Below are 21,465 nucleotides of genomic sequence, written 5' to 3'. Positions count from 1 at the left end.
ATTCAGGTGGGCAGCAGGTCCTTCCACGTCTTGGTTGCCTTCGAGGCCGCGAGATCCGACTGCTCGTACAACTTTCCGTCCGGACCGACGTAACGACCAGTATGCGGATCGTACTTTGCCACCACGACCGAGGGCGCCGGCTTAGATCCGTTGCCTCCGAACGAGCTTGGCGCAGCCTCGGGGCCTCCGCCGCTGACGATGTCGGCGGGTGCGGGATCGGGAGGAATGGCCGGTGCTGCGGGCGATGCTGGCGCGGCGGGCGCTGCGGGAAGTTCACCTGCTACCGGGACGTCGAGTGGCGCTATGGGCGGAAGGTCAGCCGACATTCTCGACATGGGCGCCAGCGGGGGCGGTCCAGACGACGGCACAGGCGGAACTGCTGCGCCGGCCGTGCCCGGTGGCGGATTTTCTCCGCGCGGGCCCGCGGGTGTGCCGCGCGGCACCGCGCCAGGTGGCAGCGGCGTGCCCTCGACCGGGCCGAAGATTCGGTCGTTGGCGGTAACCCGGTCATCGGGCGGGACGCCCTGGGCGATCAGGTTCGGGTCCAGTGGGTAGGGGCCGAGGGTGTGCTGGCGCATCGCCAGCGGCATGAACGGCTTGTCACTGTTGCAGATTTCGACGGTAGGCGCGCGCTTGCCCGGGTGACCCATGCAGGGATAGTTGCGGGCACCGCGAACCGCGATCGGTGAATCCTGCGGCAGTTTGCAATACAACCCGTCCGGCGTGTCGATGTCGGTGAGGTCGTCCGGGGATCGCCATTGGCTGGGTGGCATGAAGCCGACGGTGCAAATGGGCGGATCGTCGACCGTGAATGCGAAGTCACCGTGAGCCATACCATCCGTCTGGTTTTCACCCGTAGCGGCCTGCTCGACAGCAACCCCCGACGGCAGCAACACCAGCAGTTGCTCGAGCGAAGGGTGGTAGGTGACGCCGATCTGCCCGATGGTGGTCAGGTTGGCAAGCAACACCGGAAGCGTCGGTTTGATCTGTTCGAGAAGCCGGGACGCCTCGTTCGCCGCCTCAGGACCATTGCGCAATATGGTGCGGAAATTCGAATCGTCCTGCACCAGCACATCCGAAATGCCGGCGAAGCTACGTGCCCAGGTTCTGATCGAATCGGCGGTGCGCGCCTGCGTATCCAGCAGCGGCCCAGTGTCTTCGGTGAGAGCTTTGGTGCGATCGACGACGCCGTTGGCGTCGCGGGATATCGTCGTCGTGGAATCGAACAGTGACCCCAGGTCGTATCCGGTTCCGTTGAAACCCTGGAAGGACTCGTCGAGCAATTGTCCGAGTTTGGTCTTCGGGATGCTTTGGACCAAGGCATTGACCTGATCGAGCATCGGCCCGACCGGCTGCGGAATCGTCGTGTCGCGCGCGGCGATGACCGAACCGTCGTGCAGGTAGGGCGGCGAATCGGTTTTGGGCCGCAGGTCCACGTACTGTTCACCCACCGCGGAGACGCTGAGCACCTCCGCTGTCAGGTCCGCGGGGACCTTGGGTGAAGTGCTAAGCGACAGCGTGGCTTTCGCGCCGGTCGGCGTCAACCCCACCGAGGTGACCTTGCCGAGCTGAACCCCACGGTAGGTCACGTTGGAAAACCGGTACAAGCCGCCGGTGGAAGGCAGCTCTAGCGTCACCGTCATTCGGCCAATGCCGAGCAGGGTCGGCGCCTGGATGTAGAAGAGGACCATGGCGATGACGCCGATGATCCCGACGGTCGTGAAGATGGCCAGCTGGATCCGGACGAAGCGCGACAGCATCTACCCACCGCCTTCCGTCGGCGCCGACTCCGCACCCTGCGGCGGCCCGGGCGGGGGCCCAAAAGGCCCGGGCGGGGGCCCATAATTCGCCGGTCCCGGCCCCGGTCCCGGTACCGCACCCGGCGGAGGTGGGGGCAGCGGCAGGGCATTGGGATCGACCCACGGTGGCCTCAGGGGGTTATGCAATGGGTCGAGCGTGTATTGCAAGCGATACGGGTCGCCGGGCACCGGCGGCAGGGGCATGTCCAGCTGCCCCCAGTGGGTTCCCGGCAGCAAAGTCCTCTTGAGCCGTGGAATCGTCAGGTCGAAATCGAAATGCAGGTTGAAGTAGTCGCCCCGGACCGCTCGGTCGACGAAGTTCTGGGTGAACGGGAATACGAACGAAGCCGCGATCGCCGCGCCGAACTCCGGCCCGACGTCGGCGAGCGCTTTGATGGTGGGCTCCAGGTTTTTGAGATTCTTGACGAGGTCGGCCTGAGAGTCGTTGATCAACCTGTTGGCGGTGTTGCTGAACACGCGAAGATGATCCAGCGCGGCCGTTAAACGCGGCCGCTCCTTCACCAACACCTCGAGCGCCGGCGGTATCTTGCGCAGCGCGTCGGTGAGAACGTCGCGTTGGTCGGCGAATGTGCCGGCAAGCCGGTTCAGTGCCTGGATGGAGGCGACGATGTTGTCGCGCTGGTCGTCCAGCGTTCCCACGAAAGTGTCCAGGCGGGTAATCAGGTCGCGTATGGCGCCCTCATGGCCGGACAGGGCGGCGGAGAAATTGTGGATGACCTCCCCGATCTGTCCCAGCCCGCCGCCGTTGACGACCGCGCCCAACGACGACAGCGTCTGTTCCGTGGACGGGTAGGCCGATGACCGGCTCAGCGGAATGGTGGCCCCGGGCTGCAGCCGTCCGCTTCCCTGCTGACCGGGCGGAGTATTGAGCTCCACGTGCATCGAGCCCAGCAGGCTGGTCTGACCGACGGTGGCTACTACGTTGGCCGGGACGACGACATCGCGCTTGACCGAGATCTCGACATCGGCGTGCCAGGCTTGCACCCTCATCTCACCGACACTGCCGACGACGACGTCGTTGATCATCACCGGCGAATTCGATTCCATCGTACCGACATTGGGCAACTCGACGTGGTAGATGTTGGCGCCGGGCCCGCGTCCGACCGCACCGGGCAGGGGTAGTGAGTTCAGGCCGTGGAATGCGCACCCCGTCGACGTCAACACCACGCAACAGCCGACGGCGAACACCCGCCGAGCCGCCACCCGGGCGATCATTGTTGGGGCCCGTCTGTTGGCAGCAGCATGTCCGACACGGTCGGCGCCGGCGGCGGCGGTGGCGGTGTCGACGCGGGCGGCGGCAGCGGCATCGCCGCGCCCGGTATCCGCTCCGGCGGCACCGCCCCCGGTGGTCCCACCGGATCACCCGGCAGGCCGGTGTAGGCCGATACGGCGGGAGGGATCTCGGGTGGTCCGGGTTTCGGGCCCTCGCCGCCGGGCGCCAGGCGCTGTTCGGTGTACAGGATCTTGGACGGGTCAATCGACTTGGCGATGATCGGGTTGAGCGGAATTGGTGAGTTGTTGAAGTTGGTTAGTCGCAATCCGGGTCCGATGAACAGAGCGCACAGCTTGCCCGATTCGACCGAGGTGATGTTTGCGATGGCGCCGATCTGGTCGCAGCCCGGTACGGACAGCAGAACCTGGCCCCCCCATGTGGGATTGGCCATATTCATGAGCCCGAATCCGCCCACGATGGTTCCGGTGTCGGCGTTGTAGTCGTTGAAGAAGTTGCCGAACGCGTTCGGCGCGGCGTGCAGTATGTTTTCCAGGGCCATGTGGTGATCGACCAGGTTCTGCGTGACGTCGGCCAACCGGGCGATCTGCTCGCTGGTCTGGTTGCGAGTCCCGGCGATGAACCGCCGCACCTCGCCGACCGCGGTCGACAGATCGGTCAGCGCCGCGTCGAGGTCTGATTTGCTGTCGTTGACCACGCTGGTGAGCGTGGCCAGGCGGTCGTTGAACTGCACGAGCTGGATGTTGCTGTCGCGCAGCGCACCGACGAAGGTCTGCAGGTTTTTGATGATGTCGACGATGTTGCCGCTGCCGTTGGCGAGGATCCGCCCCACGCCTGACAATTGACCGAGCGTTTGGCGCAGCTTGTCGCCGTTGCCTTCGAGAGCGTTGGCGGCGCTGTCAATGAAGCGGCCCACCGATGTGCCCGATACTCCACTCTTGGGCCCCAAATCCGTTGCCAGCCGCATCAACTGGGTTTTGACCTCGTCCCACTCGACCGGCACCGCGGTACGTTCGACGGGTATGACGGCCCCATCGCGCATGACCGGTCCACTATCGCGATAGGCCGGCGTGAGCTGGAGGTACCGGGCGGCCACCAGATTCGGGGCAACGATGACCGCCTTTGCGTCCGCCGGGATGGGCACGTCGCGGTCGACCTCGAGGGTCATCTTGGCCCGGGTGCCTTGCGGTTCAATGGATTTGATGTTGCCGACTTTGACACCCGAAACCCGCACCTCGTCATTGGGGTAGATCGCGGTGGCGGTGGTGAAATAGGCGGTGATCGTCCGCGGGCCGAAGAACGTGTTGCGGACGACGACGGCGGCGCCGGCAACGATGAGCCCGACTAACACAACCGCCGCCACGGCCGCGAGCCGCTTGCGCGGGATCCGGGAGATCATTGTGACCCTCCGATCCGTCCGCCCAACGTGCAACCAGGGCACATCGGTATGGAGTTGTACGGCCAGGGGGTCAGCGACCGAGGTATCGGCGATGGGAAGCCGGGCCCCTTCGAAGTGTCAAAGGTGCGGAATCCCCAGAGGTAGTCGAACAACGCGTTGAAGAGTTGCGGGATAAGGAAGTTGGGGGCGAACGCCTGGTAGGCGTACATGCCGGAAATGGCCTCACCGACCGTGATCTGGAACTTGGCGAGACCCGGCAGCGCTTTGCCGATGTTGTCGCGGTTCTTTTCCAGCACCGCGGTCACGCGGTTCAGCCTCTCCAGCGTGGGCGCCAATATGGCTTCGTTTTCGTGCACCAATGCCGTTAGCTGCTTGGCCACCGCCGACGTGTTGGCCAGTAGGTCCACGATCTCTTGTCGCCGCGCCACGAGGACTTGGAGCAGATCGTCGGAGTTGAGGATGAGCTTGTTGACCTGCTGGCTGCGTTGGGAAAGTATGCCCGTGACGTCGCTGGCACTCTTGAAAAGGTCGCTCAAGTTCTTATTACGACTGTTGAGGGTGCGCGATAACCGGGTAAGCGCGTCGAACGCCGGGCCCATTTGGGGTGCGATCTGATCGAGCGTCGTCGACAGCGTGTCCAACGACTGATTCAGCGCCGCGGTGTTGGTTTCGGCGGTGTTCGATGCGAAGTCGCTGACCGCTTCCGTCAGCGAGTAGGGCGAGGACGTACGCGATACCGGGATGATCGCCATCGGGTGCATCGTGCCGCTGCCAGCGGACTCCACCGTCAGCATCCGCTCGCCCAGCAGCGTGCCCGTGCGGATGTGTGCGGAAGTGTCCGACCCGAGCAGGATGTTGCCCCTCATCGCGAACGTCACCAGAGCATCGCCGTGGCGCAGCTTCACATCCGACACCGTGCCGACCTTCATCCCCGACACAACTACGGGGTTGCCGACCGCAAGACCGCCGGCTTCCGAAAACAGCGCCTGGTAGCGGACCATCGTCGCCCATGAAATGAACCGGTCAGGCGACAGACCCACCAGGATGACCAGCACGATCAAGACCGCGCCGATGAATCCGGCCTTAATGAGCCCAGCTCCGCGATACTTGAGCATCAGGGTTCCGTGCACCTTCCTGCATCTGACCTAAAGATATTGGCGCGCACGGTCTTTCCCTGAAGATCCGTGCCGCGGAGCCCGAACTGGCAGATGTAGTACGGGATGGTGGCGCCGTTCACGCCGAGTCGCACCAGCTTGCGGTAGTTCTGTGGCGCCTTGGCGATTGCGGCGTCGAGGCGGTCCCTATCGCCATCGAGTATCGGCGCCAGCCGATTCAACTGCGCTATGGTGCCAGACAGCGGCGGGCGGGCCTCGGCGAGCAGATCCGCCAGCGAGGCGGTTCCCTGATCCAGAGCGTCAATGGCGGACCCGATCGTGTCGCGGTCATTCGACAGGCCGCTGACAAGCTTCTCGAGGCGATCGATCGTGCCGGAGAAATTGCCGCCCTCCTTGTCGATGTACGACACCACGGTGTTGAGGTTGTCGATCAGTTGCTGCACCGTTTGATCGTTATCGGCCAAGGCATTCGAAAATGACGTCGTCTTGGTGAACAGCGACTCGAGAGTCCCGCCTTGGCCCTGGAAGACCTGCAACAATCCCGACGTCAATGCGTTGACATCGCGCGCGTTCAGGCCCTGGGTAACGGGTTTCAGTCCGCCGAGCAGCAGATCGAGGTCAAGCGCCGGCGCGGTGCGGTCGACGGGAATCTGACCGCCGGAGGCCAGATGCCTCATCGACCCCGGACCATCGACGAGTTCGAGGTAGCGATCGCCCACCAGGTTGAGGTAGCGGACCGCCGCCCTGGTGCCCTCGGTAAGGACGACGTTGCGGTCGGCGTCGAACTTGACCACAACTTTTTTGTCCGGCCGCAGCGACACGCTATTGACCGTTCCCACCCGGATCCCGGCGACCCGCACCGACTGCCCCGCCTTGAGGCGGGACACGTCGGTGAACACCGCGGAATACTCGGTTGTCGAACCCGTCCGGTACTGGCCGAAGATGAAGAACAGGAACGCAGTGAGGACCGCCATCACGACCGCGAAGATGCCGAACTTGACCAGCGTGGCGCGCGTTCTCATCCGGGCATTCCAATCTGGGCGGAGTTGCGTGGCGGCCCGGCGATCGGCCCATACAACAGCTGTTTGAGAAGATCGGAGTTGAGCAGCAGCTGTGGGTTTCCGTACTGCGTCGGATTGGCGCCGATATCGGCGATCAATTGCGGCGGCGCCGAGTTGAACGGAATCTTCGGCAGGCCCACGCATCGCGGGCCGCCCGTCGCCGCGACCTTGGGCAGGTTAGTCGGATACCGGTAACGTTCGGCGCCCCACGTGAGGCTCGCCGAGATGTTGATGCTCGGTTCCGACAACGGCGCCCCGTGCGAAATCTGGATGAGGCCGCCGAAACTACAGGTGAGCGCCTCGTGGTACTCGTTGGTCAGATCGGTGGTCGGCACCAGCAGATGCAGCACATTCGTCAGCGGCTGGCGGTTCGTCGACAAGACGTCGTTGCCGATGTCGGCCAAGCCGATCGCACTGATCAGCAACGCATCCAGGTTGTGCTGCTCGTCGACAAGGGTCTTGCTGATCCGCGCCGCGTTGGCCGCGGTCTTCACCAGGTTCGGTGCCGCGTCGGCGTAGGCGTTGGATACCTCCGGTAAGACCGCGAGGTCATGCCTGAATGCGGGAAGGCTCGGCTCCAGCTTGGCCAGAAACGAATCCAGGTCGCTCAGTGCCTGGCCGAGCTGCGGGCCCCGCCCACTGAACGCTTGTGCCAGCGCACCCAGTGACTCGTTGAGCTTCGGCGGGTCGATGTGGGACAGCACCGACACCAATTGCTGGAAAACCGTGTTGATTTCGACCATGACGTGCTGGCCCTGCAGAGTCTGGCCACTGCGTAGCCGCTGTGCCGAGGGCTGCTCGGGTGGCACCAGCTCGACGGACTTCGCGCCGAACACCGTCGATGACGCGATGTCGACGAGCACGTTGCTGGGAATGAAGCGTAACTGCGACGGATCCATCGCCAAATGAATGGCCGCTTGGCCGTTCGGCAGCGAATCGATCGAGGCCACCTTGCCCACCTGCACGCCGCGCATCTTGACCTTGGCGTCCGGGTTCATGACCAGACCGGCGCGTTGCGAGATCACCGTCACCGGCACGGTTTCGCTGAAGCCGCCCTGAAACAGCGTTATCGCCACGGCGAAAATCGCGCAGATGATCGCGACGGTCAGCAGTCCGAGCAGCGGTGGCATGTAGCTGCGCGGCCCGACCCGACGGGTTGGCCCGAGATGGGCGGTGCGTGGGAGCCGGCCGCCGACTGAACCGCGACCCGCTGGCACGTTCTGCGTCACTGCCGTCCCACCTCCTCTGCTACCCGGATAAGTTGAAGTTGCCGTTGCTGCCGTAAATAGAAAGCGAGACCAGCAGCGTTACCGATACCACGACGATGAGCGAGGTGCGCACCGCGTTACCGGTCGCTTGGCCGACGCCGGCGGGCCCGCCGGCGGCGAAATAGCCGTAATAGGTATGTATTAGCAAGATCGTGATCGCCATCAGCGCGGCCTGTAGGAAAGACCACAACAGGTCGATCGGGTTCAAGAACGTCGAGAAGTAGTGCTGGTACAAGCCCTGCGACTGGCCGAACAAGTACGTTGTGGTGAATTGGCTGGCGACGAACGAGAGGATGACGGCGATACAGTACAGCGGCGTGATCGCCATCATGCCGGCGAGGATCCGAGTGCTCACCAAGTACGAAATCGGGCGAATGGCCATGCTTTCCAGCGCGTCGATTTCCTCGTTGATCCGCATCGCACCCAACTGAGCGGTCACGCCCGCACCGAACGTAGCCGCCAGACCGATCCCGGCGACGACCGGGGCCGCGATGCGCACGTTGATGAACGCGGCGAGGAAGCCGGTCAGGGCCTCGATGCCGATGTTGCCCAGCGAGCTGTAACCCTGGACGGCCAACGTTCCACCCGCGGCCAGTGTCAGGAAACCGACGATCACCACGGTTCCGCCGATCATGGCCAAAGTGCCTGCGCCCATGCTGATCTCGGCGATCAGGCGGATCACTTCGCGCCGGTAGTGCACGGCGGCGAAGGGCATCCCGCCAAGCGCCTTGCCGTAGAAGAGGGTGTGGTCGCCAATCCGCCCCAACGAGGCGACCGGCCTCTCGAGTTGGCGGGTCAATCGTGGATATGCAGCCCTCAGCGCCACCGGTAGCCCCCCTACTTCGCCGTCATCTTGATGCCGATCGCCGTGACGACCACATTGACGACGAACAGGGACATGAACGCATACACGACGGTTTCATTGACCGCGTTGCCGACGGCCTTGGCGCCGCCGCCGGTGATGATCAGGCCGCGATAGCAGGCGACCAATCCGGCGATGAGGCCGAAAAGCGCTGCCTTGACACAGGAAATGATCACCTCGGGCACGCCGGTGAGCAAGGTGATGCCCGCGGCGAAAGCACCGGGATTTACGTCTTGCACGAACACCGAAAAGACGTAGCCGCCCACAATCCCGATGATGACGACCAGGCTGTTCAGCAGCAGGGCCACCAGCCCGGAGGCCAGCATGCGCGGAGTCACCAGGCGCTGAACCGGATTGATACCCAAGACCTCCATCGCGTCGATCTCTTCGCGGATGGTTCGCGATCCGAGGTCCGCGCACATGGCCGTGGAGCCGGCGCCGGCCACGATCAACACGGTCACCAGCGGGCCGACCTGGGTGACGGCACCGAAAGCGGCGCCCGCCCCGGACAGGTCCGCGGCGCCCAGTTCACGCAACAGAATGTTGAGCGTGAAGCTGACCAGGACGGTAAATGGAATAGCCACCAACAACGTCGGCATCAGCGCGACCCGCGCGACAAACCAAGACTGTTCCAAGAACTCGCGTGCCTGGAACGGCCGGCGGAACGCAAACTTGATCGCTTCCGCCGACATCGCGAAAAGACCACCGACCGCCTGCATCGGCCCAGAGAGGTTCCTCGTCAGCCTCAGCTGGGGGAGCCCCGGTGACCAGCGGTCGTCGCTCCTATCTGCCATCGGGCTCAGTTCCTTTCAGAATTTCGAGACCGATAGTCTTGTTCTTGCGCGCCTGCTCCGGTAAGTTCGGCTGAACCAGGGGATTCGAACGGGGGCCGCCGGATGCGAAATGGTCAGCGAGCAGCCACATTCCGGCATTTTGCTCCAGCGCGGCAGCCGCTACCATCCTCACGCCACTCCTCCGTTCTGTCGCGTGAGTTGGCGCTGCAAAACGAGTCGGCCGGGGCAAAGCCACTCGTCTTGTAGCGTCCGGCGATTATGCCTCATGCCGCGTCCAGGCGGAATGGAAAATGCATAACCGTTATCGGGCCGGCTTTAGGCACGGCACGCGCGTAACGTGGCTGCGTCTCAACAAAAACGACGTTCGGCTCAGGCATTCCAGGCAGCTCCGGGGTTAGGTGACGGCGCCGGCCGTCTTGAGTTCGATAATGCGGTCCCAGTCGAGTCCGATTTCCATCAAGATCTCGTCGGTCTGCTCGGCGAAGCCGGGCGCCGGTCCGGTATGCGGCGGAGCGACATCGAACTGAACCGGATTCGCGACCAGTTCCAGTTCGCCTGCGCGCACTACATACTCGTTCGCGCGGATCTGCGCGTCCTCGGCCGCCTGCAGGGTGTCCTGCACCGGCGCCCACGGTCCTGCCAGCGTGGCAAAGCGTTCGCTCCACTCGGCAAGAGTGCGGGTCGCGATGACCTTGGTCAAGATCTCGACCGCATCGGGCGTATTAGCCGCGATTTTCTCGACGGTGGCGAAGCGCGGATCGTCGGCCAATTCGGGTCTATCGATATGCCGGCAGACGTCGCCCCAGAACTTGGTGGGCTGCATCATCACGAAGGATATGTAGCGGCCGTCGGACGTCGTGTACAGCCCGACCAGCGGGTTATTGGGCGCACCGTGTACGCCCGGCGGCGGCGCTTCCAATCGCTGGCCGAGATGCTTTGTCAGCGCCACCGTGTGGCCCATCGACCACAGACCACTGCCCAGCAGCGAGACGTCGACCACGGATGGTTCCCCGGTGCGCTCGCGCTTGAGTAACGCCGCCGCAATGCCACCGGCGAGATTGGTGCCGGAGATGGTGTCGCCGTAGGCCGGGCCGGGGGGCGCGATCATGCCGGGCATCCCCGCGGGCGTGATGGTCGCAGCGGTGCCGGCACGACACCAAAAGGCGGTCATGTCGTAGCCGCCCTTGGTCGCCTCTTCGCCGCGCGGGCCGAGCGCGCTGCCACGGGCGTAGATGATCGCCGGGTTCACCGCGCGGATGTCGTCGACGTCGATGCCGAACTTCTGCCGCGCCCCGGGCAGGAAACTGGTCAGGAACACATCGGATCGGCGCACCAGCTCGTAGAGCACTTCCTTGCCCTCGGGCACCGACATATCCAACCCGATGCTGCGCTTGCCACGGTTGGCGTGCTCGATGTTGGGATTCGGGTCACCCTCCACGCGCAACATGCCGGTCTGCCGAAGCCCACGCTGCGGATCGCCGGTAACCGCGTGCTCGACCTTGACCACCTCGGCGCCCCACTCCACCAACACGGCGCCCGCCGATGGAACGAACCCGTACATGGCGACTTCCAGGACCCGGATGCCCTCCAGCGGCCTCATGCGGGCGCCCCCGAGGGAACGGCAAAAGTCTTGCGCTCCAAGAACTCTTCCAATCCCGCGACGCCCATCTCGCGGCCGACGCCGGACTGCTTGAAGCCCCCGAATGGGCTGTCCGCACCGAAGTAGTTGCCGCCGTTGACGGAAAACGATCCGGCACGGATGCGGCGTGCCACCGCGAGTGCCCGGTCTTGGTCGCGACTGAAGACGGCGCCGGCCAGACCGTAGATCGAGTTGTTCGCGATGCGCACCGCGTCGTGGTCGTCGTCGAACCCGATGACCACCAGCACGGGGCCGAAGACCTCGTCCTGAGCGATCTCGCTATCGGGGTCGACGTTGGTGAGCAACGTGGGCGCATAAAAATAGCCGGGATCCAGCCGCTTGCCCCCGGTGACCAGGGTCGCCCCCGCGGCGACCGCGCGCTGGACCATGCCGTCGACTTTGTCGCGTTGGCGCTCGTTGATCAGCGGTCCCATCAACGTCTTCGGATGGGCCGGGTCACCATGGCGCACCTTGGCGAAGTTGGCCGCGATCAACTCGACGATCTCGTCATGGTGCGACTTGGGGACCAGCAGCCGTGACGTGAGCGCGCAGCCCTGGCCCGCGTGGGTGACCATGCTGAACGCCGCGAACATGCTTGCGTTGGCGAAGTCGGCGTCGTCGAGCATGATCACCGCCGACTTGCCACCCAACTCGAGGAAGACGCGTTTGACGGTGTCGCTGGCGGCGGCCATGATCTGGCGGCCAACCGCGGTCGACCCGGTGAAGGTCACCACGTCGACGTCGGGGCTGGTGGTCAGCGCGGGCCCGACGGCGGGATCCGACGAGCTGAGCACGTTCACCACGCCGGCCGGGATGTCGGTGTGGTTGGCGATCAGTTCACCCAGCGCCAGCGTCACCAGCGGGGTATCCGGCGCGCCCTTGAGTACCACCGTGCATCCGGCGGCAAGCGCCGGCGCCAGCTTGGCGAGCGCGAGCTGGTTTGGATAGTTGTAGGCGATGATGGCCGCCACCACTCCCGCGGCTTCCTTCTCCACCCAGCGGTGATGCAGCATGCCCCGCGATTCCTTCTCGCCGAGGTCTTCGGAGAACTGATAGTTGCGCAGCAGATCCGCATAGAAGCGAACGATGCCGATCGGCTCGTCGAGCTGAGCGCCGTGGGTGAGCGCACGGGTGGCGCCAACCTCGGCGATGGTGAGCTCGCGCAACTCGTCGGCGTGGTCGATCAACGTCTGATGCAGTTGGTCGAGGCAGCGGATCCGCAGCTCGACGTCGGTCGACCAGCTCGTGGTGTCGAATGCCCGGCGGGCCGCCGTGATCGCCGCTTCGGCCTCCCCGACGCCGGCGTCCGGTGCATACCCGAGGACCTCACCGGTGGCGGGATTGATCGAGGGGAATCTCTGGTCCGCAGCGACGAGCCTGCCGTCGATCAACAGTCGGCGGTCGACCTGTGACTCGGGCGCGGCGTCCGCGCTGGTCGACACCGTGTCCTGCGCTGCCATTCGACTCCCTGTGGTTACGGCCACGAAAATTTCATTCTCTTCCCGGGCGAATCTTACATTCGAGTCTCGAGAATTCAAGAAAGTCTCAGGATTCAGATCACCTGCTGACCAGCGGCGCAATTGCACAAGCGTCGAGCTTCGGCGCAGGCCGACGGGGGTTTCCGGGATAGGTTGCAGCTCGCTTCGGCGCGAGAGTAAGGTTCTCATAATCGTAAGGGAGATTCTTTGTGGATGAGACGGCGCAGGCCGCAGTGAGGGCGTCGGCATGAAGACCGCGGTGGTCACCGGTGGTGGATCCGGCATTGGCTTGGCCGTCGCGCATCGGCTCCGCGCCGACGGTCTCGATGTCGCGACCGTCGACCTCAGGCCATCCGAGGCCGATCTTTCTTTCACCGCGGATGTGACCGACCGCGCTCAGGTGGAAGCCGCGCTATCGGCGATCCGCGCCCGGCTCGGGCCGGTGACGGTTCTGGTCAACGCCGCGGGCCTGGACGGGTTCAAGCGGTTCAACAACATCACGTTCGAAGACTGGCAACGGGTGATCGACGTCAACCTGAACGGGGTTTTCCACACCATTCAGGCGGTGCTGCCGGACATGGTGGAGGCCGGGTGGGGGCGGATCGTAAACATCTCGTCGTCGAGCACGCATTCCGGCGCGCCCTACATGAGTCATTACGTGGCGGCCAAATCCGCGGTGAACGGGCTCACCAAGTCGCTGGCACTCGAGTACGGGCCCAGCGGCATCACGGTCAATGCGGTGCCACCCGGTTTCATCGACACCCCGATGCTGCGTAGCGCCGAGAAGCACGGATACCTGGGCGACATCGAGGAGACCATCGCCCGCACCCCGGTCCGCCGGATGGGCAAGCCGGAAGACATCGCGGCGGCATGCGCCTTTCTGATATCAGCGGAGGCCGGCTACATCACCGGCCAGATATTGGGCGTCAACGGCGGCCGAAACACCTGACCGCACCACCCGATCCCCTGGAGGAGACACCGTGAAGGTCTGGGTTGATTCCGAACGATGCCAGGGCCACACCCTGTGCTCAATGATTGCCCCGGATTCGTTCCAGCTCAGCGACATCGACGGAAGTTCGTCGGCGATCGACGAAATCGTGCCGGCCGAACATCGGGACCGGGTTCGCGAAGCCGCGCAATCGTGTCCCGAGCAGGCCATCGTCGTCACGGATGAATAAGGGAGACAGCGCTTTGAGTGTCGACGACGTCGTCAACGACAGCGATCGCAAGAAGAACAGCTATCACTTCGATCGGCATTCCGCGGAGTACCGCTCACGGTTCAAGACGATCACCGAGGAGATGCACGCCAAGTGTCCGATGGCGTGGAGCGACACCTACGGCGGGCACTGGGTCGCGGCCGGCAGCCACGAGGTATTCGAGCTCGCCCGCTGCCCCGCGGTGTCCAACGACCACGACGTCAACGGCGAACGCCGTGGCTACAAAGGCATTTCGATCCCGACGGCTAGTCGCATCAACGGGGTGCGCGGCGGCATCCTGGAGATGGACGACCCCGAGCATCGCACCTACCGCACCGTGCTCAACCCCTACCTGTCACCGGCCGCGGTCAAGCGCTGGGCGCCCTTCGTCGACGATGTGACGCGGGCCTGCCTCGACGACAAGATCGAGCAAGGCAGCATCGACTTCGTCGACGACCTCGCCAACATCGTGCCCGCCGTGCTGACGCTGGCGATGCTGGGCATTCCGCTGAAGAGATGGAAGATGTACAGCGAGCCCGTCCATGCCGCGGTATATACGCCCGAACACTCCCCGGACATCGAGCGTGTCACCGAGATGCACCGGCAGATGGGTCTCGACCTGGTCAACAGCATGATCGAGATTCGCAACAATCCCCGGCCCGGTTTGGTCAACGCCCTGGTCGAGATGCGGATCGACGGCGAACCCGCTCCCGACCTGGAAATCCTCGGCAATCTCGGACTGGTCATCGGCGGCGGATTCGACACCACCACGGCCCTGACCGCGCACTCGCTGGAATGGCTGTCGGAGAACCCCGACGCGCGGGAACGGCTGCGGCACAACCGCGATACCCTGCTCGATCCCGCGACCGAGGAGTTCTTGCGCTACTTCACCCCGGCACCCGGTGACGGCCGGACATTCTCCGACGACGTCGAGCTCGACGGCAATCGCTTCAAAGAAGGTGAGCGGCTGTGGATTTCGTGGGCGATGGCTAACCGCGACCCCTCAGTGTTCCCCGAACCGGACAAGATTGTCCTCGACCGCAAAGGTAACCGGCACTTCAGCTTCGGCATCGGCGTGCACCGCTGCATCGGATCCAACGTGGCGCGGACCGTCTTCAAATCCATGCTCACCGCGGTCCTGGACCGCATGCCCGACTACCGTTGCGACCCCGACGGCGCCGTCCACTACGAGACCATCGGGGTCATCCAGGGCATGCGAAAGCTGCCTGCCACCTTCACACCCGGCCCCAGGGTCGGCGCCGGACTCGACGAGACACTCGACAAGCTGCAACGCATCTGCGACGAACAAGAGCTCGCCAGGCCGGTTACCGAGCGGAAGGAAGCCGCGGTAATCGACTGAGCCGCTTTCCGTCAGCGTGGCCCCGCGTTATATTCAGCCCCAAGCGCGTGCGCAGAGATGGGAGACGCATCCGTGAAGAGTTTTGCAATTGGCGTTGCGCTTGCCACTGCCGCGCTGGCTCTTGCGCCGACAGCCCAGGCTGACATGCAGGTCGGCAACTACAGATTGGACACAAACCGGGATCCCGGCCACAGCTGGATTTGGGCGATTAGCCCGTGCATTTCTAAAGCGCCGGGATGCCTAACCATCCAAGGGATACCGCAACCCAACGGCCAAGCGGCCCCCTGGAAAGCAGACGCTCACCTGTCCAACGGCCAATACACTATGACCGTCGACGTGCCCGATGGCGTGCGCTGCGTGGTGCAGTTCTTCCCGTCGCACGACGTGTATACGTGGGATCAGCTCTCACTTGGCGGCCAGGTCGTCTCCACGTACGACACCGGCTGCGGCGGCGGGCCCGGGGGCACGAACACCTACCCCTTCTCGCTCGTGCGGTGGTAGCCGACCGCTGGCGTTAGCCGCGCGGCAGCCCTAGCACGCGCTGGGCGATGATGTTGCGCTGGATCTCCGATGTGCCCCCGGCGATCGTGCCGGAAAAGCTTCGGGCGTAACGCTCGAACCAGCTGGCGAAGTAGTGGTCGAGGTTCATCGGCGCGTACGGGCCGGTCTGGCCGGGGTGGATGAGCCCGTCGGATCCGGCGGCGGACAGGGCGTGTTCGGTTGCGCGCAGCTCCGCTTCGGAGCCGAGGAGCTTGAGCACGGATATCGCGGCGACGTCGTCTTCACCGCGGGCCGCGCGAGCCAAGGCCACGGATCCCAGCAGCCGCAGCGCCTGCTTGTCCATGATGGTGGTGGCGTACTGGTCGCGTTCGAGCTCGGTCCTGGGATAGAAATCGGCAATCACGTTATCCAACCGGTCGGCGAAACCCAGCCACATCATGGTGCGTTCGTGCCCGAGCGATCCGTTCGCAACCCGCCATCCCTGATCGAGCTCGCCGACCAGGTTTTCGGCCGGCACCCGCACGTCGGTGAAGAACACCTCGTTGAAATCCAGGTCGTCGGCCGCGCAGATCGACGGGAATGGCCGCCGCACGACGCCCGGGGTGTCGGTCGGGATCAGCAATGCGCTGATGCCCTTGTGTTTTGGCGCGTCCGGGTTGGTGCGGACAAACGTCAACAACACGTCGGCGTCGTGGGCACCGGAGGTCCACACCTTCTGTCCGTTGACCACGAAATGATCGCCGTCGAGCACCGCGCGGGTTCGTAGCGACGCCAGATCGGAGCCGGCGCTGGGCTCGCTCATGCCGAGCGAGGCGGTGATCTCGGCGCGCAGGATCGGTACTGCCCATCGCCGCTTCTGCTCGTCGCTGCCGAACGTTAACAGCGATGCCGCAATGATATTCACGCCCTGCGGGTTGAAGCTGTGGTAGATCCGCCGCCGGCATAGTTCCTCGAGGTGGACGAATTGCTGAATAACCGTCGCGTTGCGCCCGCCGAATTCGGGGGGCTGACCGGGTAGCAGCCAGCCGTTGTCGAACAGCAACCGCTGCCAGCGCCGTGCCCACTGCGGCATATGCGAAACGGAACGGGGACGCTCCATGGTTTCGATTGCGGGAGGCAGGTTCTCGTCGAGGAATGCCGCGAACTCCGCCCGAAACGCTTCGACGTCGGGATCAAAAGTCAGCTGCACGATATTCCTCAGCGATCCGCGCCCGATGTTCCGCCGCGCCGCCGAGCATGAGCTCGCCCGCTTTGGCCCGCTTGAGCGCGAACTGCAAGTCGTTCTCCCAGGTGAATCCCATTGCGCCGTGCAGCTGCAGGCCGTGCCGAAATACCAGCGACTGGCACTCCCCTGCCGACGCTTTGGCCATGGCGGCGGCCAGCCGGCGCCGGGGATCGTCGGCCGAGATCGTCAGTGCGGCAAAGTAAGCGAGCGCGCGGGCGCGTTCCACGGCGACATGCATGTCGGCGCACTTGTGCTGGACGGCCTGGAACGAACCGATCGGCACGCCGAATTGGTGCCGGCTGCGGACGTGCTCGAGGACCAGATCCAGGATGCGCTGGCAGGCGCCGACGATGTGAATTGCCATGCCCGCCAACGCAACATGATGGGCACGCTCGGGGTCAACAGTCAACCGGTCGTCGTCGGATACCCGAACACCGCCGAAGGACAGGTCGGCGACATGCAGCACCGGGTCGAAAACCGAAGAGCGCCGAACGGATACCTGATTTCCCGCCACCAGGAACACCCCGGCATCGGTGACCACCGCCAGCCGGTCGACGCGATCGCCGTCGAGGACGTGCCGTGCCGTGCCGTCCAACACCCAGCCGTCGGCGTCCCGGTGCGCCGACACCCCGCCGTGCACCGCGGTGCCCGACTCGTGCGGGTCAAACCGGTCCGCTGCCAGCGGCGCGAACTGACTCATCGTCGCCAGGAACGGGGTGGGATCGGTCGCGCGGCCCAACTCTTCGAGCACGATCGCCAGCTCCACCGTCCCGGCTGGGTCATTCAGCTCCGTCCAGCCCTGGTCGACATACGACTTCCACAACGGGCTCGGATCCACGCCGTTTTCGGCCACGCTGCGCACCAGCGACGGCGGGCACTGCTTGGCGACGACATCGCGCACCGTGCTTTGCCACAGCCGCTGATCAGCATCGAGTTCCAAGAGCATCCGGGCAGCCTCCTGTCGTCACCGCAATCGCGAGAATACCATTCTCTCTTCCGAAAGTAGTAATCTCGAAAATGGCGTATGACGTCACCAAATGCGCGGCAATGCCTTCGGGGGCTAGGTCACCGCGGCGACCAGGCCGGCCGCCGGCTCGTTCCAGTGATCGAGGTTCACGAACTCAGCAAGCGGGCGGCGGCGAAGCGGTCCGTGCTTGCCCTTCGGCCAGCCCACCACGATGTGGCCGGCAACCATCCAGTCGTCCGGTATGCCGACGGCTTTCCGCAGCAGTTGCTCGCCGCCGTACGAAGCCCAGCTGGTAAGGCATGCCCCCAAACCTTGCGCGCGGGCGGCGAGCAGAAAGTTCTGCATGGCGGGAAAGATCGAACCGCCGAGCAGGAGTTCAGACGCCGTCGGATAGTGCTGTTGGGCGAACAGGACCGAGGTGAATTCGCCTGCTCGGTCGTGCAATTCGTAGGTCGCGCGGTAGGTGCGAGCCCGACGGCTGTTGTCGTCGGCGGCTGGCCGGGTCATCCCGTATACCGGCTCGATGACTTCCAACGCGTGGGCCGCGGCCTTTGCAACGGCGGCCCGCTGCTCGGGTGATCGCAGCACGACGAAGCGCCAGCCTTGCGCGTTGGCGCCCGACGGCGCCCACCTTGCCGCTTCGAGGCACCGGGCCAGCGTGGCGTCGTCGACCGGTTGGTCGGTGAAGCGTCGGATCGTCCTGGCGGTCGACATCACTTCCCAGATGTCGCTGCTTGCTCCCGTCATGGTTGACAACCTATGCGATGTCGTCGTCGCCCATCCAATGGACGAATCGCTGCAGTGGATACATGGCATCGTGCGGACTGCCCAGAACGTGCGCGTTCGCAGTTCCCAAGCGGCACAGGCGTTGAGCCCCCGCGCTGGCCATCCAATCCCGCAGCTGCGCCTTGCGCTCGTAGGGGTAAACGCCGATGGTTTGAGTGGCGACGTTGACGTAGCGGACCGCTTTATCGAGCGAATCGACCGTCACGACGTTCGACGTCTTGTTGGTCGGCTGGAACTCCACCGGGCGATCCGACAGGATTACCAGGCCGCGGCCATCGAAGCCGCCCCAGATCTTCAAGTCGCCCATCGCCTCCATCACCTGGAGTTCTTCGCGGCGTTCGGCCGATAGCGGCGGCCCGCCGGCCGATGCGAACTCACGGTCGACGCCTAGGCGCTCGGCAAGCCTGGCGCAGAACGATTCCACCTGGGGCCCTTGGGCTTCCACGAAGGCATAGCGGCTGGCCAGGCAGGCCTCCTGGTTGAACACCGTCGTGTCGGCGGCCAGGCGCTCGGCCACCTCAGCCATCCGGTCCTCGGAGTCGAATGCCTCATGACCGATCATCGAGATCGAGGATTTCGGGTCGAACGAGATCAACTGGATACCGGGCCCCAGGTATCCGATCACGTTGTTGATTGCCTCGCCGCCGCCCCAGGCGACGATCTTGTCGAAGTACTGCGGCCGGTACAGGGCGCGTTCGATCGCGGTGTCCCCGCCCTGCCAGTAAACCGCCGACATCGACCGCACAACAGGGTGTTTCGGATCGATTTCCGCCATTGTGCGCAGCACGGCCACCGTCGTGAACGGGTCGCTCGAGGGCATCTTGAAGAGGTTGACCGCCTTGACCAGCGCACCCTGCGCGATCGATGACACGCATCCCGATGGGGCATTGCCCGCCAGCATGTGCACCATCCGTGGCGGGAAGGCACGGACCGCGCCCTTGTTGCCGTATATGTCGACGCGCTCGACCCAGCCGTCGAGCGCCTCCCGGTTGGCAAAGTTCGAATCGACGATGCTTTCCAGCAGCTGCCTGTTCAGGAAATTGGGGGCCTGGCGGTACAGGTTCTCCACGACGCGCCGCGGCAACGGATTGGTGGCCGCGATCAGTTCGAGGCACTCCTGAAGGTGCGGGTTGCGATCCAAGTGCAGGCGTTCGCCGGTCTCGACCAGGAAGTCGATGATCTCGGCCAGCTTCACATCGAGCAGTGGCGGCAGCTGCGACCGTGGCAACACGAGGGCGTCGAGATCGATTGCGGGCGTGACGAAGTCAGCGCCGAGATCGCGTGATCGGTGGCGAATGGCGTCACCTTCAACCAAGGCGCCCTGCACGAAATGCGGAGCCGACAGCGCGGTCATGCGATCCCTCGCACGTAGGCGTCGATGCTGCCCGCGCAGGTGATCTTGTCACCGCCCGGCAGGTCGGCGTAGCGGGTGATGTCGCGACCCACGGTCGGGCCCTGATGACCGCATGGGCACCGGGCGAGGCTGACACTGACCCGGTCTCCGCTGATCACCCCGCCCCAGCGGCCTTCAATCGACGCGTCGAAAAAGGCTGCTCGGGCGTCGATCTCACCGTTACCGGGATCGAGCAATTTCTCGCCGGTGGCGTCCAGCGGCAGCAATATCACCCAGGGCGATATGTGGTATCGATCGGCATGGCAGAGCGGGAACGTCGCATTGATCTCGCGCATGCTGTACGCGTGGTATAGCCGCTCCTCGGCGACGTTGAACGTCTCCAGCACGTATTCGCGGTAATTCTCTGGTAGCGCAGCACCTTTGAGGCCTCCGGCGACCATCATCGCGTTGTTGGGATTGAAATCGTCACCGCCGTGGCCGTTGGCGCGGATGCCTTCGGCGATCTGATAGAGGGTGGCGAACATACCCGTCGCCAACAGGGGCAGGTCGCGGGCGTCGATCACCGCGTCGATCGCCTTTTTCGCGGAGGTATCCATATCGCTCGCCCGTTGTGCGGCGATGCGTTCGAATTCGACGATCTCATTGGGGCGCGCGGTGCCATCGGCCAGCTTGCGTCGCAACGTGATCATGTCCACCATCGACCCGACGGTGATCGGCTCGCCGTCGCCGAATTGGTAAGGCGGGTACCGCGACGAGAAGCAATCGACCATGGCCTGCCGGATCGCGTCCTCGCGCGGGGCGGCGAATTGTGGCCCCAGGCCCAGGAATTTGCGGTCCTCGCCGCGGGTGAGCCCGGTTGCCCACAAGAGCGCCTCGATGTTGATCCGCGCCGAGAGTTCGATGTCCCCCTCGGTGCAGGACAGCATGGCCGGCTTCCCGGTGGTGCCGCTGGAGCACGACAAGTAGTGGCCAACAGTCTCGAGCTGCTCGATCCAGTCGTCGAGTGTCTGCACGCCGTCGGTGTCGAGGCCCTCGACGGCACGGGTTGACACGGTAGCCAGCCACTGTCCCATCCGGTCCCACCGCCGCTCGTTGAGCCATCCCTCCGCGTAGGTCTTGTAGGTGGTGTGGGCGAAGAGCAGGGGCACCAGGTCGGCGGGCTGTTTGATGGTTCTTATCCCGCCCGATTCCGCGCGGTTGGCCAGGAGCGGAATGCTCGCGGCCTGACTCTGCAGCCGCTCGTTGGCCGCCGCCAGCTGCAGAGGCAACAGATCGACGGGAGGAATGTCAAAGCAGTCATTGGCCCCGACCAACTCCACCAGCCGCTGAATTGCAGATGTCATCCGTGACTCCTCTTCGACGCGGCATTAAGTACACATGATTGTATATTATTGCCCGAGGTGCCTCGC

At 64.5% G+C, this 21,465-nt stretch carries 19 protein-coding genes; 4 read left to right on the top strand and 15 right to left on the bottom strand.

Annotated features, from left to right (window positions below; genetic code table 11):
- Window positions 1-2: 2 nt before the first annotated feature.
- From A5736_RS07960 to A5736_RS07915, 10 genes are all read right to left on the bottom strand, one after another.
- The gene (locus tag A5736_RS07960) at window positions 3-1,760 is read right to left on the bottom strand and encodes an MCE family protein (RefSeq protein WP_076245478.1); all 1,758 of its coding nucleotides are present in this window, start codon (window positions 1,758-1,760) and stop codon (window positions 3-5) included.
- Window positions 1,761-3,035, bottom strand: a complete 1,275-nt coding sequence (locus A5736_RS07955; RefSeq protein ID WP_076122497.1) for an MCE family protein — start codon at window positions 3,033-3,035, stop codon at window positions 1,761-1,763.
- Window positions 3,032-4,450 (bottom strand): MCE family protein, encoded by a 1,419-nt coding sequence (locus tag A5736_RS07950; protein WP_076122498.1) that lies wholly within the window; start codon window positions 4,448-4,450, stop codon window positions 3,032-3,034. The genes A5736_RS07955 and A5736_RS07950 overlap by 4 nt, the downstream gene beginning before the upstream one ends.
- Window positions 4,447-5,565, bottom strand: a complete 1,119-nt coding sequence (locus A5736_RS07945) for an MCE family protein (protein WP_076122750.1) — start codon at window positions 5,563-5,565, stop codon at window positions 4,447-4,449. Before A5736_RS07945 ends, A5736_RS07950 begins: the two co-directional genes overlap by 4 nt.
- Entirely contained in the window at window positions 5,565-6,587 is a 1,023-nt protein-coding gene (locus A5736_RS07940) for an MCE family protein (protein ID WP_076122499.1), read from the bottom strand. Before A5736_RS07940 ends, A5736_RS07945 begins: the two co-directional genes overlap by 1 nt.
- Window positions 6,584-7,855: an MCE family protein gene (locus A5736_RS07935; RefSeq protein ID WP_076122500.1), complete on the bottom strand. Its 1,272-nt coding sequence runs from the start codon at window positions 7,853-7,855 to the stop codon at window positions 6,584-6,586. The genes A5736_RS07940 and A5736_RS07935 overlap by 4 nt, the downstream gene beginning before the upstream one ends.
- A 19-nt stretch (window positions 7,856-7,874) precedes the next feature.
- A complete protein-coding gene (locus A5736_RS07930; RefSeq protein ID WP_076122501.1) occupies window positions 7,875-8,720 on the bottom strand; it encodes an ABC transporter permease in 846 nt (281 codons plus the stop codon).
- A gap of 11 nt (window positions 8,721-8,731) precedes the next feature.
- A complete protein-coding gene (locus A5736_RS07925; protein ID WP_076122502.1) occupies window positions 8,732-9,550 on the bottom strand; it encodes an ABC transporter permease in 819 nt (272 codons plus the stop codon).
- A gap of 394 nt (window positions 9,551-9,944) precedes the next feature.
- Entirely contained in the window at window positions 9,945-11,150 is a 1,206-nt protein-coding gene (locus tag A5736_RS07920; RefSeq protein ID WP_076122503.1) for a CaiB/BaiF CoA-transferase family protein, read from the bottom strand.
- Window positions 11,147-12,649, bottom strand: coding sequence for an aldehyde dehydrogenase family protein (locus A5736_RS07915; protein ID WP_076245476.1), 1,503 nt, complete (start codon window positions 12,647-12,649; stop codon window positions 11,147-11,149). The genes A5736_RS07920 and A5736_RS07915 overlap by 4 nt, the downstream gene beginning before the upstream one ends.
- A 265-nt stretch (window positions 12,650-12,914) precedes the next feature.
- On the opposite strand from A5736_RS07915, the gene A5736_RS07910 reads away from it, so the two are divergent.
- From A5736_RS07910 to A5736_RS07895, 4 genes are read left to right on the top strand one after another with little or no spacing between them, the layout of a single operon-like run.
- Window positions 12,915-13,616, top strand: coding sequence for an SDR family NAD(P)-dependent oxidoreductase (locus tag A5736_RS07910; RefSeq protein WP_076245474.1), 702 nt, complete (start codon window positions 12,915-12,917; stop codon window positions 13,614-13,616).
- A 31-nt stretch (window positions 13,617-13,647) separates the two neighbouring features.
- Entirely contained in the window at window positions 13,648-13,845 is a 198-nt protein-coding gene (locus tag A5736_RS07905) for a ferredoxin (protein ID WP_076245472.1), read from the top strand.
- A gap of 13 nt (window positions 13,846-13,858) precedes the next feature.
- The gene (locus A5736_RS07900) at window positions 13,859-15,223 is read left to right on the top strand and encodes a cytochrome P450 (protein ID WP_076245470.1); all 1,365 of its coding nucleotides are present in this window, start codon (window positions 13,859-13,861) and stop codon (window positions 15,221-15,223) included.
- Between the two features lie 57 nt (window positions 15,224-15,280).
- Window positions 15,281-15,724 carry a hypothetical protein gene (locus A5736_RS07895; protein WP_076122508.1) on the top strand — a complete coding sequence of 148 codons (444 nt, stop codon included), beginning with the start codon at window positions 15,281-15,283 and terminating at the stop codon, window positions 15,722-15,724.
- 13 nt (window positions 15,725-15,737) lie between these two features.
- Here A5736_RS07895 and A5736_RS07890 read toward each other — a convergent pair whose 3' ends face one another.
- The 5 genes from A5736_RS07890 to A5736_RS07870 form a co-directional block, all read right to left on the bottom strand.
- Window positions 15,738-16,913, bottom strand: a complete 1,176-nt coding sequence (locus A5736_RS07890) for an acyl-CoA dehydrogenase family protein (RefSeq protein ID WP_076122509.1) — start codon at window positions 16,911-16,913, stop codon at window positions 15,738-15,740.
- Entirely contained in the window at window positions 16,897-17,895 is a 999-nt protein-coding gene (locus tag A5736_RS07885) for an acyl-CoA dehydrogenase family protein (RefSeq protein ID WP_076245469.1), read from the bottom strand. The genes A5736_RS07890 and A5736_RS07885 overlap by 17 nt, the downstream gene beginning before the upstream one ends.
- Window positions 17,896-18,009: 114 nt before the next feature.
- Window positions 18,010-18,663 carry a nitroreductase family protein gene (locus A5736_RS07880; RefSeq protein ID WP_076245467.1) on the bottom strand — a complete coding sequence of 218 codons (654 nt, stop codon included), beginning with the start codon at window positions 18,661-18,663 and terminating at the stop codon, window positions 18,010-18,012.
- A 10-nt stretch (window positions 18,664-18,673) separates the two neighbouring features.
- Window positions 18,674-20,056, bottom strand: coding sequence for an acyl-CoA reductase (locus tag A5736_RS07875; RefSeq protein WP_076245465.1), 1,383 nt, complete (start codon window positions 20,054-20,056; stop codon window positions 18,674-18,676).
- Window positions 20,053-21,399 (bottom strand): hypothetical protein, encoded by a 1,347-nt coding sequence (locus A5736_RS07870; protein ID WP_076122513.1) that lies wholly within the window; start codon window positions 21,397-21,399, stop codon window positions 20,053-20,055. The genes A5736_RS07875 and A5736_RS07870 overlap by 4 nt, the downstream gene beginning before the upstream one ends.
- Window positions 21,400-21,465 lie beyond the last annotated feature (66 nt).

It is taken from the genome of Mycobacterium sp. SP-6446, from assembly GCF_001954045.1.
In the GTDB taxonomy this organism is placed as follows: Bacteria; Actinomycetota; Actinomycetes; order Mycobacteriales; family Mycobacteriaceae; genus Mycobacterium.
Note: the sequence above shows the minus strand (reverse complement) of the source record. Positions and strands in the feature narration are given on the sequence as shown.

Excerpts from the sequence above, each read along its gene's own strand:
- A5736_RS07895 (WP_076122508.1), top strand. The coding sequence starts at position 15,281 with ATGGGAGACGCATCCGTGAAGAGTTTTGCAATTGGCGTTGCGCTTGCC.
- A5736_RS07910 (WP_076245474.1), top strand. The coding sequence starts at position 12,915 with ATGAAGACCGCGGTGGTCACCGGTGGTGGATCCGGCATTGGCTTGGCC.
- A5736_RS07940 (WP_076122499.1), bottom strand. The coding sequence starts at position 6,587 with ATGAGAACGCGCGCCACGCTGGTCAAGTTCGGCATCTTCGCGGTCGTG.
- A5736_RS07950 (WP_076122498.1), bottom strand. The coding sequence starts at position 4,450 with ATGATCTCCCGGATCCCGCGCAAGCGGCTCGCGGCCGTGGCGGCGGTT.
- A5736_RS07875 (WP_076245465.1), bottom strand. The coding sequence starts at position 20,056 with ATGACCGCGCTGTCGGCTCCGCATTTCGTGCAGGGCGCCTTGGTTGAA.
- A5736_RS07885 (WP_076245469.1), bottom strand. The coding sequence starts at position 17,895 with ATGCTCTTGGAACTCGATGCTGATCAGCGGCTGTGGCAAAGCACGGTG.
- A5736_RS07920 (WP_076122503.1), bottom strand. The coding sequence starts at position 11,150 with ATGAGGCCGCTGGAGGGCATCCGGGTCCTGGAAGTCGCCATGTACGGG.
- A5736_RS07945 (WP_076122750.1), bottom strand. The coding sequence starts at position 5,565 with ATGCTCAAGTATCGCGGAGCTGGGCTCATTAAGGCCGGATTCATCGGC.
- A5736_RS07960 (WP_076245478.1), bottom strand. The coding sequence starts at position 1,760 with ATGCTGTCGCGCTTCGTCCGGATCCAGCTGGCCATCTTCACGACCGTC.
- A5736_RS07870 (WP_076122513.1), bottom strand. The coding sequence starts at position 21,399 with ATGACATCTGCAATTCAGCGGCTGGTGGAGTTGGTCGGGGCCAATGAC.
- A5736_RS07925 (WP_076122502.1), bottom strand. The coding sequence starts at position 9,550 with ATGGCAGATAGGAGCGACGACCGCTGGTCACCGGGGCTCCCCCAGCTG.
- A5736_RS07880 (WP_076245467.1), bottom strand. The coding sequence starts at position 18,663 with ATGACGGGAGCAAGCAGCGACATCTGGGAAGTGATGTCGACCGCCAGG.
- A5736_RS07955 (WP_076122497.1), bottom strand. The coding sequence starts at position 3,035 with ATGATCGCCCGGGTGGCGGCTCGGCGGGTGTTCGCCGTCGGCTGTTGC.
- A5736_RS07915 (WP_076245476.1), bottom strand. The coding sequence starts at position 12,649 with ATGGCAGCGCAGGACACGGTGTCGACCAGCGCGGACGCCGCGCCCGAG.